We start from the raw sequence: 14,461 nt of genomic DNA on the forward strand, positions 1-14,461 counted from the left end.
AGGACAAGATGCAATGAAGGTTTTCGGGCCGATCTACGAGCGCACGCTGCGCTGGGCGCAACATCGCAATGCCACATGGCTACTGGCCTTTCTGAGCTTCATCGAGGCGATTTTCTTTCCGATCCCGCCGGAAGTGATGCTTGCACCGATGTGCCTGGCGCAGCCGAAGCGTGGTTTCTGGTTTGCCGGTGTCAGCTTGGCTGCATCGATGGTAGGCGCCGTCATCGGCTATTACTTGGGCCATTACGCCTACGAGGCGTTGAAACCAGTGCTGTCCTCGCTGCACATGCTGGACAAGATCGAGCAGGGCATTGCAGTTGTGCGCGAGAAGTCCGCGGCATCGCCCTGGTCGGTATTCTGGTTCCTGGTATTGGCCGGTTTTTCGCCCATCCCCATGAAAGTGTTCACTTGGGCGTCGGGTATCGTCGGCGTGCCGATGCTGCCGTTCCTTGCCAGCATGTTGGTTGGCCGCGGCAAGCGCGTGTTCTTGATCGCGCTGGCAATTCGCCTTGGCGGCGAGCGTGCGGAACGCGCGCTGCATCGTTACATCGAACCGGTGGGCTGGACGGCATTGGTGATCCTCGCCGCATTGGTTGGTTATCTCATCTGGAAGGCTTGAGCGAATGAATCGCAGATCGACAATCAAACCCTTGATCCTCGCCGGCATTGCCGTGATGGTCGTTGGCTGCAGCAGCAGTGTGGTGCGCACCAGTGGCTCGTCCGCTAGCAATGTGCCGCGCAGTGCGTCTTCACCCGTGCGTGTTTCACAGCCGAAATACGGCGCGACGCAAGTGGTACAAAAGGGCGACACGGTCTATCGCATTGCTACCACCAACGGCATCACCGCGTTGGATTTGGCGTTGTGGAACAACATCCCGCCGCCTTACATCATCCATCCGGGCCAGCGCCTGCGCTTGTATCCGGGTGGAAGCGTGGCGACCATTCCACCGCCGCGCACGCCGGTGAAGCAGGCGACGACGCGCCCGAGCACGCCGCCACCGTCGGTGGTCGCGCCGGTCGCCAGCCTGGCGTGGCGCTGGCCTGCCGATGGCGCATTGCTGACCACGTATCAATCCGGTAACCCGACCCGGCAAGGCATCGACATCGCCGGCAATGCGGGCGATGCCGTGCGCGCCGCGGCTGATGGCACGGTGGTGTATTCGGGCTCGGGCCTGGTCGGCTATGGCGAACTCATCATCGTCAAGCACAACGACCAGTGGCTAAGCGCCTACGGTCACAATCGCAAGCGTCTCGTCAGCGAGGGCGCGGTGGTGAAGTCGGGCCAGCAAATCGGCGAGTTGGGTAGCACAGGTGCGGCACGCAACATGCTGCATTTCGAGATTCGCCTGAACGGCAAGCCGGTCGATCCGCAGCTGTATCTGCCGCGCAAGTAATGGATGCCAAGGCTGGGCGCTTACTCAGCCTTGCAGCAGGAAGCCCGCGACCACGCGCCGGCCTTCGCCGGCCAACACGTTGAATGTGCGTGCGGCGGCCGCGTTGGTCATGCATTCAATGCCGATGCCGTGTTGCAGGCAGGCGGCCATGACTTCGGCGGAAGGGAAGCCCTGTGTCGCCCCGGTGCCCAGAATCACCACTTCGGGGTTCATCGCCAAAAGCGCGCCCATCGATGCCGCATCCAACTGGTCGACTGCACTCACCGGCCAATCTTCGAGCAATTGATTCGGCGCGATGATGAAGCTACGGGTCAGCCGGCGTTCGTTGACCAGGGCTGATGCACCATCGGCACCACGCAGGAAGAATTCGAAATCCGGTGGTTCCTGAACCAGATGCACCGTATGGCCTCAGGCGCGTGGCAACACGATATGGCGCTTGTCGTGCGATTGGCGGTACAGCACGGCGGTATGGCCGATGCGCTGGACCAATGCCGCTTCACAGCGTTCGGCTAGCGACTCGATCATCGCGTCGCGGGATTCGCGGTCGGCAGCACCGACCTTGACCTTGACCAGCTCATGGTCCTCCAGCAGCTGGTTCAGCTCTGCGATCACGCCGTCAGTGATGCCCTTGCCGCCGATCTGCATCAAAGCCTTGAGCTCGTGGGCCTGGCCACGCAGGAAGCGGGTCTGGGCGGAGGTGAGCGGGGCGCTGGTCATGCGGAATCTACGGGGTGATGGAAGACCTCAGGGTATCATGCAGGCCTGCCTTTCCAGCCCATCGGGCGCCCCGCATCCCTCATGTCACGCAGTAAATCCAGCCAGCGCTGGCTCAAGGAGCATTTCTCCGATCCCTACGTCAAGAAGGCGCAGGCCGAGGGCATGCGATCGCGCGCCGCCTACAAGCTGGAGGAGCTGGTCGAGCGCGATCGGCTGCTCAAGCCCGGGATGGTGGTGGTGGACTTGGGCGCCGCGCCGGGGGGGTGGTCGCAATGGGTCCGCAAGGAATTGGGCGATACCGGGCGGGTAATCGCCTCGGACATCCTTGAGATGCCGACACTCGCCGGCGTGGAGTTCCTTCATGGGGATTTCAGGGAGGATGGCGTCTTATCGGAACTTGAGAAGATGCTGGATGGGGCGGCGGTCGACCTTGTGTTGTCCGACATGGCCCCCAATATGAGTGGTGTGGACCAGGTCGATCAGGCCCGGGCCATGCACCTGTCGGAGTTGGCCATGGCATTTGCCGATGATCATCTGCGCGTCGGGGGCACGTTCCTGATCAAGCTATTCCAAGGCGTGGGTTTCGACGAATACGTGCGAGAGCTGCGCCGCCGTTATGCCAAGCTGGCGATTCGCAAGCCGGCCGCATCGCGACGCCGTTCCAACGAGGTATATGCGCTGGCCCAGGGCAAGCTGGCGCAGATGAAATGACCGCCCGGTCATGGGGCCAGGCCCCGGAGATTCGATGAAAGACCTGATGAAGAACATGCTGCTCTGGGTAACTGTCGCCATCGTATTGATGATGGTGTTCCAGGGTTTCAGCCCACGTACCGGCGCTGCAGGTGGTGGCACCGTGCAGTATTCGGAATTCATCGAGGCCGTGCGCAGCGACAAGATCCGCAAGGTGGAGATCGCCGACGACGGCCGCACGATCCAGTTCGAGCGTACCGATAACAGCAAGGGCAGCACCAATGCCCCGCGCGACGAGCGCATGATGGATGACCTGATCAACCACAAGGTCGAGATCAGCCAAGAACCTGCATCGTCCGGTCGCGGCATCCTGGTCAGCTTGCTGATCAACCTGTTGCCGATGGCGCTGTTCATCGGCATCTGGATCTACATGATGCGGCAGATGCAGCAGGGCGGCAGCAAGGGCGCGATGTCGTTCGGCAAGTCGCGCGCCAAGATGCTCAACGAGGACCAGACCAAAGTCACGTTTGCCGATGTCGCCGGCGCGGACGAGGCGAAGGAAGAAGTCGCGGAACTCGTCGAATTCCTGCGTGATCCTTCGCGCTTCCAGAAGCTTGGCGGCCACATCCCGCGCGGCGTACTGATGGTCGGCCCGCCGGGTACCGGCAAGACCTTGCTGGCGAAAGCCATCGCCGGCGAAGCCAAGGTGCCGTTCTTCTCGATCTCCGGCTCCGACTTCGTCGAGATGTTCGTCGGCGTCGGTGCCTCGCGTGTGCGCGACATGTTCGAGCAGGCGAAGAAGCAGGCGCCGTGCATCATCTTCATCGACGAAATCGATGCGGTCGGTCGTCATCGTGGTGCCGGTCTCGGCGGCGGTCACGACGAGCGCGAACAGACGCTCAACCAGTTGCTGGTCGAGATGGACGGCTTCGAGGGAGGCGAGGGCGTGATCGTCGTTGCGGCCACCAACCGCCCCGACGTGCTTGACCCCGCGTTGCTGCGTCCGGGCCGCTTCGACCGCCAGGTCGTCGTGGGCCTGCCCGACGTGAAGGGCCGAGAGCAGATCCTGCGCGTGCACATGCGCAAGGTGCCGCTGGCCGATGACGTCGAGCCAATGATCGTTGCGCGCGGCACGCCCGGTTTCTCCGGGGCGGATCTCGCTAACCTGGTGAACGAGGCGGCCTTGTTCGCTGCGCGCGAGAACGCCAAGTCCGTGCGCATGGATCATTTCGACAAGGCGCGCGACAAGATCCTGATGGGCGCCGAGCGCCGTTCTATGGCGATGAGCGAGGAAGAAAAGACGCTCACCGCCTACCACGAGGCGGGCCACGCCATCGTCGGCCGCATGGTGCCGGAGCACGACCCGGTCTACAAAGTCACGATCATCCCGCGCGGCCGTGCGTTGGGCGTGACCATGTACCTGCCCGAGGGCGACAAATATTCGCTCAACAAGGTGGCGATCGAGTCGCAGCTGGCGTCGCTCTACGGCGGCCGTGTCGCCGAGGAGCTGATCTTCGGCGCCGACAAGGTGACCACGGGGGCTTCCAACGACATCGAGCGCGCGACCAAGATGGCGCGCAACATGGTGACCAAGTGGGGCTTGTCCGACGAGCTCGGCCCGATCACCTATGCGGAAGACGAGGAAGAAGTGTTCCTGGGTCGCTCGGTATCGCAGACCAAGCATGTCTCGGACGAGACCGCGCGCAAGATCGATGTGGTCGTGCGCGGGATTCTGGATCGCGCTTACACGCGCACGACCGACATCCTCACCGAGAACGTCGACAAGTTGCACGCGATGGCCAAGTTGTTGCTGAAGTACGAGACCATCGATGCGCCGCAGATCGACGCCATCATGGAAGGCCGCGAGCCACCGCCGCCGGCTGGTTGGTCGCCGGGTGGTCCGGCGGTTGAAGAGCCGAAGACCTTGCATCTGGGCGGCGTGGAAGCGCCGAGTACCTGATCGATCTCACGTGTTGGACGAAAGGGCGGCAGTGATGTCGCCCTTTCTTTTTTGGCGTGAGCCCGATCGTTTACGCTGCCGACATGCACAAGGAACCCCGCTGATGTTCGACACCGCCCCCCAAATTAATTGCGCTGGCCGCATCCTCAAGCTCGACCGCACGCGGGTGATGGGCATCGTCAACGTGACCCCGGATTCGTTTTCCGATGGCGGCGCATATGACACCACGGCTGCAGCCATTGCGCATGGGCTGAGGCTGGTGGCAGAAGGCGCCGACGTGCTTGATATCGGCGGGGAGTCCACGCGCCCGGGTGCGGGTGAAGTCGCCATCGATGAAGAGCTGCGCCGCGTGATTCCGGTAATCGAGGCATTGTCATCGCAGGTGGACGTGCCAATCAGCATCGACACCTCCAAGCCTGAGGTGATGCGTGCAGCTGCGCAGGCAGGCGCTGGCATGATCAACGATGTGTATGCCCTGCGTCGCGATGGCGCGCTAGATGAAGCCGCTGCGCTTGGCATCCCCGTCGTGTTGATGCACATGCTGGGCGAGCCGCGCACCATGCAGCAATCGCCGTCGTACGATGACGTGGTGGGCGAAGTGCATCGCTTCCTGGCTGAGCGCATCTTCGCCTGCGAGATGGCCGGCATCGACAGGAAAAAAATCATCGTCGACCCAGGCTTTGGCTTCGGCAAGCAGCGCGATGACAACTTGCTGTTGCTGGCGCGCCTGCAACGTTTCACTGAGTTGGGTGTGCCGGTGCTGACCGGGCTCTCGCGCAAGAAGACCATCGGTGAGTTGACCGGTCGCGACATCCCCACTGAGCGCGTGTTTGGATCGGTAGCGGCGCATCTCATCGCCGCGCAGAACGGTGCCCGTCTCGTGCGGGTGCACGATGTGGCGGCGACCGTGGATGCACTAAAAGTATGGGAGGCGGTGGCTGCCGTTCCCGCGCCCCGTGCCGAGCGCGGGCCACCCGAGATCATCTGGCCGGAATAGTTGCCATGGAAATGGCGCGCCCTCACTGCGGGTAAACTCCGGACATCTTTCCGCGGAGTTCCGCATGACTGCCAGCACGCCGCTCCTGATCACCTTCGGGCTGTACTTGGTGGCGATGATCGCCATCGGTTTCATCGCCTGGTGGCGCACGCGCGACTTCGACGACTACATCCTTGGCGGTCGCTCGCTGGGTGGTTATGTCACTGCGCTATCGGCGGGCGCATCGGACATGAGTGGTTGGTTGTTGATGGGCTTGCCCGGTGCGCTCTATCTCACCGGTTTGTCCGAGGCGTGGATTGCGGTGGGGCTCTTGATCGGCGCGTATCTCAATTGGCGATTCGTCGCCGGGCCGCTGCGGCTGTACACCGAACGCAGCGCCGATGCGTTGACGTTGCCGGATTACTTCACCACGCGATTTGGCGAGAACGGCAAGTTGCTGCGCGTGGTGTCGGCACTTGTCATCCTTGTGTTCTTCGCCCTGTATGCGGCCAGCGGGATTGTTGCTGGCGCACGCTTGTTCGAGAGCGTATTTGGCCTGCCGTATGCCGAGGCGATTTGGTGGGGCGCCTTGGCGACGATTGCCTATACCTTGATTGGTGGCTTTCTCGCGGTCAGCTGGACCGACACCGTGCAGGCGACGCTGATGATCTTCGCGCTGGTGCTGACGCCGGTGATCGTGATGACGGCGGTGGGTGGGCCGTCGGCCAGCCTCGCGCTGATCGAGCAGAACGATCCGCAAAAAATGTCGTGGATCGGCGCGGGTGGCGTGATTGCAGTGATCTCGGCGCTCGCCTGGGGTCTTGGCTATTTCGGCCAGCCGCACATCCTGGCGCGTTTCATGGCAGCGGAGAGCGTGAAGACGATTCCGCAGGCGCGTCGCATCGGCATGACGTGGATGTTCCTCTGCCTGCTAGGCGCGATCCTGGTGGGCTTTTTCGGCATCAGCTATTTCGAGGCGCATGCCGACCAAGCCGCGGCGGTGAACGCGAATCCCGAGCGTGTGTTCATCGTCTTGGCCGAGCTGTTGTTCAATCCATGGATCGCGGGCATCCTGCTATCGGCGATCTTGGCCGCGGTGATGAGCACGCTGTCCTGCCAGTTGTTGGTGTGCGCCAGCGCACTCACCGAGGATTTCTATCGCGGCTTCGTGCGTCCCGCCGCAAGTGAGCGCGAGCTGGTCTGGTTTGGTCGGGCGATGGTCGCCTTGGTCGCGCTCTTGGCAATCTTCTTGGCGCGCGACCCCGATAGCCGCGTGCTGGGCCTGGTCAGCTATGCGTGGGCCGGTTTTGGCGCCGCATTCGGTCCGGTGGTTTTGATGTCGCTGTTCTGGCGGCGCATGAATGGATGGGGTGCGCTGGCCGGCATCATTGTTGGTGCGGTCACGGTGATCTTGTGGAAGCAATATGCGGGCAGCGCGCTCTACGAGATCGTGCCCGGCTTCATCGCTGGCTCGCTGGCTGTCATCGGTGTCAGCCTGTCGACCGCAGCGCCTTCCCGCGAAGTCCTCGCAACGCATGACGCGGTGCGCGCGGAGTTGGCGCAGACGGGGTATTGATGACGGCAGATCGTCGTCCGCCCGCGATCGCGGTGATGGGCCCGACCGCGTCGGGCAAGACCGCGTTTTCGTTGGCTTTGGCGGAACAATACGCAGGCGAAATCGTCAGTGTCGATTCGGCATTGGTCTACCAGCGACTGGATATCGGATCGGCCAAGCCGAATGCGGAAGAATTGGCGCAGGCGACGCATCACATGATCGACCTGCGCGAGCCGTGGCAGCCGTATTCGGCCGCGGAGTTCGCCCACGATGCACGCCTCGCCATCGACGACATCCTCGCCCGCGGCAAACTGCCGATTCTCGTCGGCGGCACGGGGCTGTATTTCCAAGCGTTGCTCGAAGGCCTCGCAGCGATGCCGCAGGCAGACCCGGCGATTCGCGCGGCGATCAGTGCGCGGGCCGAAAGCGAAGGCTGGACAGCCCTGCATGCCGAATTGACGAAGGTGGATCCGGAGGCAGCATCACGCATCCACGCTACCGATCCACAACGCATCCAGCGGGCGCTGGAGGTATGGCAACTCAGCGGCAAGCCGATCAGCCAGTGGCAGCGCGAGGGCAAGGCGTCTTCGTCATTTCCCGCTCGCGTGCTCAAGCTAGTGCTCGCACCCACCGAACGCGCCACGCTACATCAACGCATCGAGGCGCGCTTCGACCAGATGCTGGCGGCCGGCTTCCTCGATGAAGTGCGCGGCCTACGCGCCTTGCGGGAATTGCGTGATCACCCCGCGCCGTTGGACCTGCCGGCGATTCGCGCGGTGGGTTATCGGCAGGCTTGGGAGCATCTCGATGGCCAGTACGATGCGGCCGAATTCCGCGATCGCGCCATCTTCGCCACCCGTCAGTTGGCCAAACGCCAGCTGACCTGGTTGCGTGGCCAGCTTGATGCGCAGTGGTTCGATCCCCAGATCGACGGCACAGGATTGTGGCGCGCCGCACAGGCATTTGCCCCCGTTTGATCAATGGCTTGCGCTAAACTCGGGGTTCCGCCGGGTGGGACTGGCGGCTGGCAACATCAGAACAACAACAAACAAGAACGAAAAATCAAAGGGGAAAGTGTCGTGTCCAAAGCCCAATCCTTGCAGGATCCGTTCCTGAATGCCTTGCGCCGCGAGCGCGTGCCGGTGTCCGTCTATCTGGTCAATGGCATCAAGCTTCAGGGAACGATCGAGTCCTTCGATCAATTCGTGGTCCTGTTGCGTAACACGGTGAGCCAGATGGTCTACAAGCACGCCATCTCGACCGTGGTGCCGGCGCGCAATGTGCGCGTTGGTCCGGGCGGCGGCTACGTTCAATCCCCAGACGATGACGCGATGTCATCGTCGCCCACGGACGACTGATGCGGAAATTTTGCTTGTTCCGCCGAGTCGCCTGAATTGCGAGAATTAATCGGTGGAATTGTTTGATCGTTCAAAAAAAGGCGAGCGCGCGCTCCTGATTCAGCCCCATGCGGGCGGCGCACCCGAAGACGATGTGATGGAGGAGTTCGCCGAACTGGCGCGCTCCGCCGGCGCCGAGGTGCTGCATGTGGCCACTGCGCGCATCGATAAACCCAACCCGGCCACCTTGATCGGCAGCGGCAAGCTGGAGGAAGTGAAAGCGGCGGCAGAGGCTGTCGGCGCGGATCTCATCCTGGTCAATCATCAGCTATCGCCCGGCCAGGAGCGCAACCTCGAGAAAATCCTCGAGCGTCGCGTGGTCGATCGCACTGGCCTCATCCTCGATATCTTTGCCCAGCGCGCGAATTCGCACGATGGCAAGTTGCAGGTGGAGTTGGCCCAGCTCAAGCACTTGGCTACGCGTCTGGTGCGCGGCTGGACCCACTTGGAGCGTCAGCGGGGTGGTTCGATTGGCTTGCGCGGGCCGGGTGAAACCCAGCTCGAAACCGACCGGCGATTGCTGCAAAAGCGCGTAGAACAGCTGCAGAAGCGCTTGGAGAAAGTGGAAGTGCAGCGTACGCAGATGCGCCGTGCACGCGTGCGCAGCGCGATGCCGCGGATCGCGTTGGTGGGCTACACCAATGCCGGCAAATCAACGCTGTTCAATGCAGTGACCGGCGCCGATGCGTATGCGGCGGATCAGTTGTTTGCCACGCTCGACCCGACCGTGCGTCGCATCGACCTGCCGGGTGGGCACGCCTTGTTGGCGGATACGGTCGGTTTCGTGCGCGACCTGCCGCATGAGCTCGTCGCTGCGTTCCGCTCGACCTTGTCCGAAGCGCGCGAGGCCGACCTACTGCTGCATGTGGTCGATGCGGCCGATCCCTTGCGCGAAGAGCGCATCGCACAAGTGGATGCGGTGCTGGAGGACATCGGTGCAGGCGATTTGCCGCAGGTCTTGGTCTACAACAAGATCGATCGGCTCGAATCCGCTACCCCGCGCTTCGAACGCGGCGAGGACACACGTCCGCGGGCCTGGGTATCGGCGAAGGATGGCTTGGGTCTAGATGATTTGCGCGAGGGTTTGGCCCAGTTGTTTGGCCTGCAAAGGATCGTCGCCACGCTGCGCCTGCCCAGCGAGGCCGCGCGCCTGCGCTCCCAATTGCACGCGCTGGATGCCGTGCGGCGGGAAAGCCATGACGAGGACGGCTGGGAGATCGACATCGACCTGCCTGCCAGCGACGCCTACAGGCTGCTGTCCGACCCGCACGCCGCGCCGCTCAAGGCGCTCTTGCCCGAGCCGGACGACGACCCCATGTAATCTGAGGTCATGAACACGTGATCCCGACGGGCACCTTGATGCGGTGCCCGTTAGAATCATCCAGACACATTCGATTTACGCCTTGGCCACGGATTTGCGTGGCTCGGGCCCAGACGGAGCAGGCATGGCCTGGAATAAACCTGGTGAGGGCGGACGCGACAATCCGCCTCGAATCCCACGCCAGCCCGGTGGTGGCGGTGGACGCAATCCGCTCGATGGCCTGATGTCCAAGCTAGGCGGCATCTTTGATGGCGGCTCGCCCTTGCGTTGGGTCGCGGTTGTGGTCGCGCTCTGGCTGCTGTTTTCCAGCTTTGTGCTGGTGGCCGAGCAGCAACGCGGCGTCGTCCTGCGTTTCGGCCAGTTCAGCCGCATCATGCAGCCGGGCCCCAGCTTCAAGCTGCCCTGGCCGATCGAACAGGTCACCAAGGTCAATGCGACCGAGATCAACACCTTTGACACCACGGTGCCGGTGCTGACCAGCGATGAGAACCTGGTCGATGTGCAGATCAACGTGCAGTACCGCATCGGCGATCCCAAGCGCTACCTATTCGGCACGCGCGATGCGGATGAAGTATTGAAGCAAGCTTCGCTGAGCACCGTGCGTGAGGAAGTGGGCCGTGCCACGCTCGATACCGTGCTCGGCGCGCGCAATGCGCTGGCTGTGTCGGCGAAAGATAAATTGCAGAAGTCGCTGGATGCGTATCGCACTGGCTTGATCGTCACCGAGCTCAATCTGCAGAATGCGCGTCCGCCGGACGAAGTGAAGCCGGCCTTCGATGACGTCAACAGCGCCAGCCAAGACCGCGACCGCGTGATCAGCGAATCGCGCGCGTACGCGGCGCGCGTGGTGCCCGAGGCGCGCGGCCAGGCCGCCAGCATCCGCACCGCGGCCGAGGGTTACAAGACCGCCAAGGTGGCGCGTGCGACCGGTGATTCGCAGCGCTTCAGCCTGTTGGTCGATGAATACAAATCTGCCCCCGAAGTCACTCGCAAGCGCCTGTGGCTGGAAACCGTGCAGGAAGTGCTGACCGAAAACCGCAAGATCGTCGGCGGCGACAGCCGTCAGCTGATCTACGTGCCGATGCAGGGCAAGGGCGATGCCGCTGCGCAAGCCACATCCGCCGTTTCGACGGTCGTGCCGATCGAGGCCGCCGCGCAGACCGACGACGCGCAGCCAGCGAACTCGGGCAATGCACGCCCTGCAAGACAGCCTCGTAGCGCCACGGGAGGCACCCCATGAACATGAATACTTTCCTCTCGCGCATCCTGCCGATCATCGTGGTCGTGTTGCTGCTGGCCACCGGTTCCTTCTACATCGTCAAGGAAGGCCAGACCGCCATCGTGCTGAACTTGGGTCGCGTCGCCCGCGCCGACATCGGACCGGGCCTGCACTTCAAGGTGCCGCTGATCGAAAGCGCGCGCATCTTCGACCGCCGACTACAGGTGCTGGATGCCGGTGCCGAGCGTTACCTGGACTCTGAACGCAAGGATCTGAGCGTCGACTTCTTCGCCCTGGGCATGATCGAGAACACCAGCGCCTTCTATCGCGCGACCAATGGCGATGAAAGCGTCGCCATCGAACGCCTCGCGCCGATCATCAAGGATGCCCTGCGCAACGAGATCAACTCGCGCACGTTGAAGGAAGTGGTCTCGGGCAATCGCGCGGAAGTGGTCAAGCAGCAGCTCGACACGATCAACGAGGGCGCCAAGAACGTCGGCGTGCGCATCATCGACCTGCGTCTGAAGCAGATCGAGCTGCCGACCGACAGCGACGTGATCGGCGACGTGTACAACCGCATGCGTGCCCAGCGACAGCAGGTGGCCAGCAAGCTGCGCGCCGAAGGTGAGGAGCAGGCGCGGCAGATTCGTGCACAGGCCGATCGCGACAGCACGGTGATCGTGTCCGAAGCTGAGCGCGACGCGCAGAAGCTGCGCGGCGAGGGCGATGCCCAAGCGGCCCGTCTGTACGCGCAGTCGGCGCAGAAGGACCCCAGCTTCTACGCTTTCCAGCGCAGCCTGGACGCCTATCGCGCCTCGTTCAAGGACGGCGATGCGGTGATCGTGCTGGACAAAAACGATCCCTTCCTGCAGTACCTGCGCAACGACCGCTGATCCCGGGTGGCGGCTGGCAATCCCCGGCCGCCACGGGTATCATTTGGAAAAGCCGGACGGGGCATTTCCCCGCCGGCTTTTTCCACGTCTGGAGTTCGTGAAATGGGTCAGTCTGTCGTTGTTTTGGGTGCCCAGTGGGGCGATGAGGGCAAGGGCAAGATCGTCGACCTGCTGACGCAGGACATCGGCGCGGTCGTGCGCTTCCAGGGCGGCCACAACGCCGGCCACACGCTGGTTATCGGTGGCAAGAAGACCGTCCTACACCTGATCCCCTCGGGCGTTCTGCGTGATGACGCGCTCTGCCTGATCGGCAATGGCGTGGTGCTGCACCCGGGCGCGCTGCAGAAGGAAATCGCCGAGCTCGAAGCCAATGGCGTCGAGGTGCGCTCGCGCCTGAAGATTTCCCCGGCGACGCCGCTGATCATGCCGTATCACATCGCCCTCGATCAGGCCCGCGAGAAGGCGGCGGGCGGCAAGGCCATCGGCACCACCGGTCGCGGCATCGGCCCGGCCTACGAAGACAAGGTGGCGCGTCGCGGCATCCGCATCGCCGACCTGCATTACCCGCAGGAACTGGCCGAGAAGTTGCGTGCGGCGCTCGACTATCACAACTTCGTCCTGACCCAATACCTGAAGGTCGACCCGGTCGACTTCCAGCAGACGCTGGACGAGGCGCTGGCTTTCGGCGAGTACGTGGAGCCGATGAAGGCGGATGTCGCCGGCATACTTCACGACCTGCGTCGCCAGGGCAAGAAGGTGCTGTTCGAGGGCGCGCAGGGCTCGCTGCTCGACATCGACCACGGCACTTATCCGTATGTGACTTCATCCAACACTACGGTCGGTGGCGCGTATGCAGGCACGGGCGTGGGTGCGGACAGCATCGATTACGTGCTGGGCATCGCCAAGGCCTATGCCACGCGCGTCGGCGGTGGTCCGTTCCCGACCGAGCTCAACGACGAGATCGGGCAGGGCATTCGCGACCGTGGTCAGGAATACGGCGCCACCACTGGTCGCCCGCGTCGTTGCGGCTGGATGGACATCGTGGCGCTGAAGCGTGCGGTGATGATCAACGGCATCACCGGCCTGTGCATTACCAAGCTGGATATCCTGGATGGAATGGACACGCTGAAGATGTGCATCGCCTATGAATACCGCGGCAAGCGCACCGAATACGCGCCGCTGGACGCGAAGGGCTGGGACGAGATCACGCCGATCTACCTCGAGTTCCCGGGCTGGCAGGAATCGACCGCTGGCATCACCGAGTGGGACCACCTGCCCCCGGCCGCGCGCGCCTACCTGCGCTCGCTGGAGGAGTTGGCAGGCTGTCCGCTCGCGATTGTTTCGACCGGCCCGGACCGCGATGCGAACATCGTGCTGCAGGATCCGTTTGATCCGTTTGTCTGATTATCGGTCACTCGGATGATGAAAAAACCCGTTGCGCAAGCGCAGCGGGTTTTTTCTTGCCTGCGCGTGTGCGAAGTACTTCTTCGGACGCCGGCGAACGCCCGCCGCGTTGCGGCGGGCCGGCAATCCGAGGGCGCATCTAGAAAACAAAAAAGCCAACCGTGGGGTTGGCTTTCAATCAAATGGCGCGCCCGGAAGGGTGAGTCCGGCGCGGCAAGCGAAGCACTGCTTCGCGCGCCGGCGAACGCCCGCCGCGCTGCGGCGGGCCGGCAATCCGAGGGCGCACCAACAAAAGAAAAAGCCAACCGTGAGGTTGGCTTTTCAATAAATGGCGCGCCCGGAAGGATTCGAACCTCCGACCCCCAAGTTCGTAGCCTGGTGCTCTATCCAACTGAGCTACGGGCGCGCTGAAGAAGCGGAATTATGGTGAAACTTACGTTATCCGTCAATACCATGAATGCGGTCATGGGATTGGCGGAGAGTGAGGGATTCGAACCCTCGATGGAGCTTTTGACCCCATACTCCCTTAGCAGGGGAGCCCCTTCGGCCTCTCGGGCAACTCTCCGGAACGTCGAAGGCGGCTTTCGCCGCCAGACCGCTAGGATAGCTGCTCAAGCGTTCGACGGCAAACCTTCTGCGTCGCTCGAAGCGGGTGCATCCGTCACATCCTGGATGCGTTTGTATATTTCTTCGCGGTGCACCGCGACATCCTTGGGGGCCGTGATGCCCACGCGGACCTGATTGCCTTTGACGCCCAGTACGGTCACGGTGACTGAATCACCGATCATTAGCGTCTCGCCGACGCGGCGGGTCAAAATCAACATCGTCATCACTCCTTGATCCGCCTAAGCGGGGTTCCCATCGGTTTGGCACATTGAGGATAAATGCTGTGAATACAGGTGCCCAGAGCTGGACCTCGCTAAATTGAAGGCGTC

15 protein-coding genes and 2 tRNA genes are annotated in these 14,461 nt (G+C 62.8%); 12 read left to right on the top strand and 5 right to left on the bottom strand.

Annotated features, from left to right (window positions below):
- Nucleotides 1-13 precede the first annotated feature (13 nt).
- Together BW989_RS02635 and BW989_RS02640 are read left to right on the top strand one after the other, a co-directional pair.
- Nucleotides 14-619: a YqaA family protein gene (locus tag BW989_RS02635; protein WP_076585034.1), complete on the top strand. Its 606-nt coding sequence runs from the start codon at nt 14-16 to the stop codon at nt 617-619.
- 4 nt (nt 620-623) lie between these two features.
- Nucleotides 624-1,394, top strand: coding sequence for a peptidoglycan DD-metalloendopeptidase family protein (locus tag BW989_RS02640; RefSeq protein WP_076585036.1), 771 nt, complete (start codon nt 624-626; stop codon nt 1,392-1,394).
- 24 nt (nt 1,395-1,418) lie between these two features.
- Here BW989_RS02640 and BW989_RS02645 read toward each other — a convergent pair whose 3' ends face one another.
- Complete coding sequence (locus BW989_RS02645; protein WP_076585038.1) at nt 1,419-1,793, bottom strand: Mth938-like domain-containing protein; 375 nt, start codon at nt 1,791-1,793, stop codon at nt 1,419-1,421.
- A gap of 9 nt (nt 1,794-1,802) precedes the next feature.
- Nucleotides 1,803-2,111 carry a ribosome assembly RNA-binding protein YhbY gene (gene yhbY / locus BW989_RS02650; protein WP_076585040.1) on the bottom strand — a complete coding sequence of 103 codons (309 nt, stop codon included), beginning with the start codon at nt 2,109-2,111 and terminating at the stop codon, nt 1,803-1,805.
- Nucleotides 2,112-2,192: 81 nt separating this feature from the next.
- On the opposite strand from yhbY, the gene rlmE reads away from it, so the two are divergent.
- From rlmE to BW989_RS02700, 10 genes are all read left to right on the top strand, one after another.
- On the top strand, nt 2,193-2,822 hold the full coding sequence (gene rlmE / locus BW989_RS02655) for a 23S rRNA (uridine(2552)-2'-O)-methyltransferase RlmE (protein ID WP_076585042.1): 630 nt from the start codon (nt 2,193-2,195) through the stop codon (nt 2,820-2,822).
- Between the two features lie 34 nt (nt 2,823-2,856).
- Nucleotides 2,857-4,761 carry an ATP-dependent zinc metalloprotease FtsH gene (ftsH, locus tag BW989_RS02660; RefSeq protein WP_076585044.1) on the top strand — a complete coding sequence of 635 codons (1,905 nt, stop codon included), beginning with the start codon at nt 2,857-2,859 and terminating at the stop codon, nt 4,759-4,761.
- Between the two features lie 103 nt (nt 4,762-4,864).
- Nucleotides 4,865-5,758 carry a dihydropteroate synthase gene (gene folP, locus BW989_RS02665; protein ID WP_076585046.1) on the top strand — a complete coding sequence of 298 codons (894 nt, stop codon included), beginning with the start codon at nt 4,865-4,867 and terminating at the stop codon, nt 5,756-5,758.
- Nucleotides 5,759-5,822: 64 nt separating this feature from the next.
- The gene (gene putP / locus BW989_RS02670; RefSeq protein WP_076585048.1) at nt 5,823-7,313 is read left to right on the top strand and encodes a sodium/proline symporter PutP; all 1,491 of its coding nucleotides are present in this window, start codon (nt 5,823-5,825) and stop codon (nt 7,311-7,313) included.
- Nucleotides 7,313-8,269, top strand: coding sequence for a tRNA (adenosine(37)-N6)-dimethylallyltransferase MiaA (gene miaA / locus BW989_RS02675; RefSeq protein ID WP_076585050.1), 957 nt, complete (start codon nt 7,313-7,315; stop codon nt 8,267-8,269). The genes putP and miaA overlap by 1 nt, the downstream gene beginning before the upstream one ends.
- Nucleotides 8,270-8,371: 102 nt before the next feature.
- Nucleotides 8,372-8,650: an RNA chaperone Hfq gene (hfq, locus tag BW989_RS02680; protein WP_076585052.1), complete on the top strand. Its 279-nt coding sequence runs from the start codon at nt 8,372-8,374 to the stop codon at nt 8,648-8,650.
- A gap of 58 nt (nt 8,651-8,708) precedes the next feature.
- Nucleotides 8,709-10,010 carry a ribosome rescue GTPase HflX gene (hflX, locus tag BW989_RS02685; RefSeq protein WP_076585311.1) on the top strand — a complete coding sequence of 434 codons (1,302 nt, stop codon included), beginning with the start codon at nt 8,709-8,711 and terminating at the stop codon, nt 10,008-10,010.
- Between the two features lie 124 nt (nt 10,011-10,134).
- Nucleotides 10,135-11,250, top strand: coding sequence for an FtsH protease activity modulator HflK (gene hflK / locus BW989_RS02690; protein WP_076585055.1), 1,116 nt, complete (start codon nt 10,135-10,137; stop codon nt 11,248-11,250).
- Nucleotides 11,251-11,252: 2 nt separating this feature from the next.
- On the top strand, nt 11,253-12,122 hold the full coding sequence (gene hflC, locus BW989_RS02695) for a protease modulator HflC (protein ID WP_129582798.1): 870 nt from the start codon (nt 11,253-11,255) through the stop codon (nt 12,120-12,122).
- Between the two features lie 102 nt (nt 12,123-12,224).
- The gene (locus BW989_RS02700; RefSeq protein WP_076585059.1) at nt 12,225-13,526 is read left to right on the top strand and encodes an adenylosuccinate synthase; all 1,302 of its coding nucleotides are present in this window, start codon (nt 12,225-12,227) and stop codon (nt 13,524-13,526) included.
- A gap of 329 nt (nt 13,527-13,855) precedes the next feature.
- On the opposite strand, the gene BW989_RS02705 is transcribed toward BW989_RS02700, so the two are convergent.
- From BW989_RS02705 to csrA, 3 genes are all read right to left on the bottom strand, one after another.
- Nucleotides 13,856-13,932: transfer RNA gene (locus BW989_RS02705), tRNA-Arg, on the bottom strand.
- Between the two features lie 66 nt (nt 13,933-13,998).
- Nucleotides 13,999-14,091 (bottom strand) — tRNA-Ser (locus tag BW989_RS02710).
- A 46-nt stretch (nt 14,092-14,137) separates the two neighbouring features.
- A complete protein-coding gene (gene csrA, locus BW989_RS02715) occupies nt 14,138-14,350 on the bottom strand; it encodes a carbon storage regulator CsrA (RefSeq protein WP_076585313.1) in 213 nt (70 codons plus the stop codon).
- Between the last annotated feature and the right edge of the window lie 111 nt (nt 14,351-14,461).

The sequence above is a fragment of the Solilutibacter tolerans genome (genome assembly GCF_900155935.1).
In the GTDB taxonomy this organism is placed as follows: Bacteria; Pseudomonadota; Gammaproteobacteria; order Xanthomonadales; family Xanthomonadaceae; genus Solilutibacter; species Solilutibacter tolerans.

Excerpts from the sequence above, each read along its gene's own strand:
- BW989_RS02635 (WP_076585034.1), top strand. The coding sequence starts at position 14 with ATGAAGGTTTTCGGGCCGATCTACGAGCGCACGCTGCGCTGGGCGCAA.
- BW989_RS02640 (WP_076585036.1), top strand. The coding sequence starts at position 624 with ATGAATCGCAGATCGACAATCAAACCCTTGATCCTCGCCGGCATTGCC.
- yhbY (WP_076585040.1), bottom strand. The coding sequence starts at position 2,111 with ATGACCAGCGCCCCGCTCACCTCCGCCCAGACCCGCTTCCTGCGTGGC.
- rlmE (WP_076585042.1), top strand. The coding sequence starts at position 2,193 with ATGTCACGCAGTAAATCCAGCCAGCGCTGGCTCAAGGAGCATTTCTCC.
- ftsH (WP_076585044.1), top strand. The coding sequence starts at position 2,857 with ATGAAAGACCTGATGAAGAACATGCTGCTCTGGGTAACTGTCGCCATC.
- folP (WP_076585046.1), top strand. The coding sequence starts at position 4,865 with ATGTTCGACACCGCCCCCCAAATTAATTGCGCTGGCCGCATCCTCAAG.
- putP (WP_076585048.1), top strand. The coding sequence starts at position 5,823 with ATGACTGCCAGCACGCCGCTCCTGATCACCTTCGGGCTGTACTTGGTG.
- miaA (WP_076585050.1), top strand. The coding sequence starts at position 7,313 with ATGACGGCAGATCGTCGTCCGCCCGCGATCGCGGTGATGGGCCCGACC.
- hflK (WP_076585055.1), top strand. The coding sequence starts at position 10,135 with ATGGCCTGGAATAAACCTGGTGAGGGCGGACGCGACAATCCGCCTCGA.
- hflC (WP_129582798.1), top strand. The coding sequence starts at position 11,253 with ATGAATACTTTCCTCTCGCGCATCCTGCCGATCATCGTGGTCGTGTTG.
- BW989_RS02700 (WP_076585059.1), top strand. The coding sequence starts at position 12,225 with ATGGGTCAGTCTGTCGTTGTTTTGGGTGCCCAGTGGGGCGATGAGGGC.
- csrA (WP_076585313.1), bottom strand. The coding sequence starts at position 14,350 with ATGTTGATTTTGACCCGCCGCGTCGGCGAGACGCTAATGATCGGTGAT.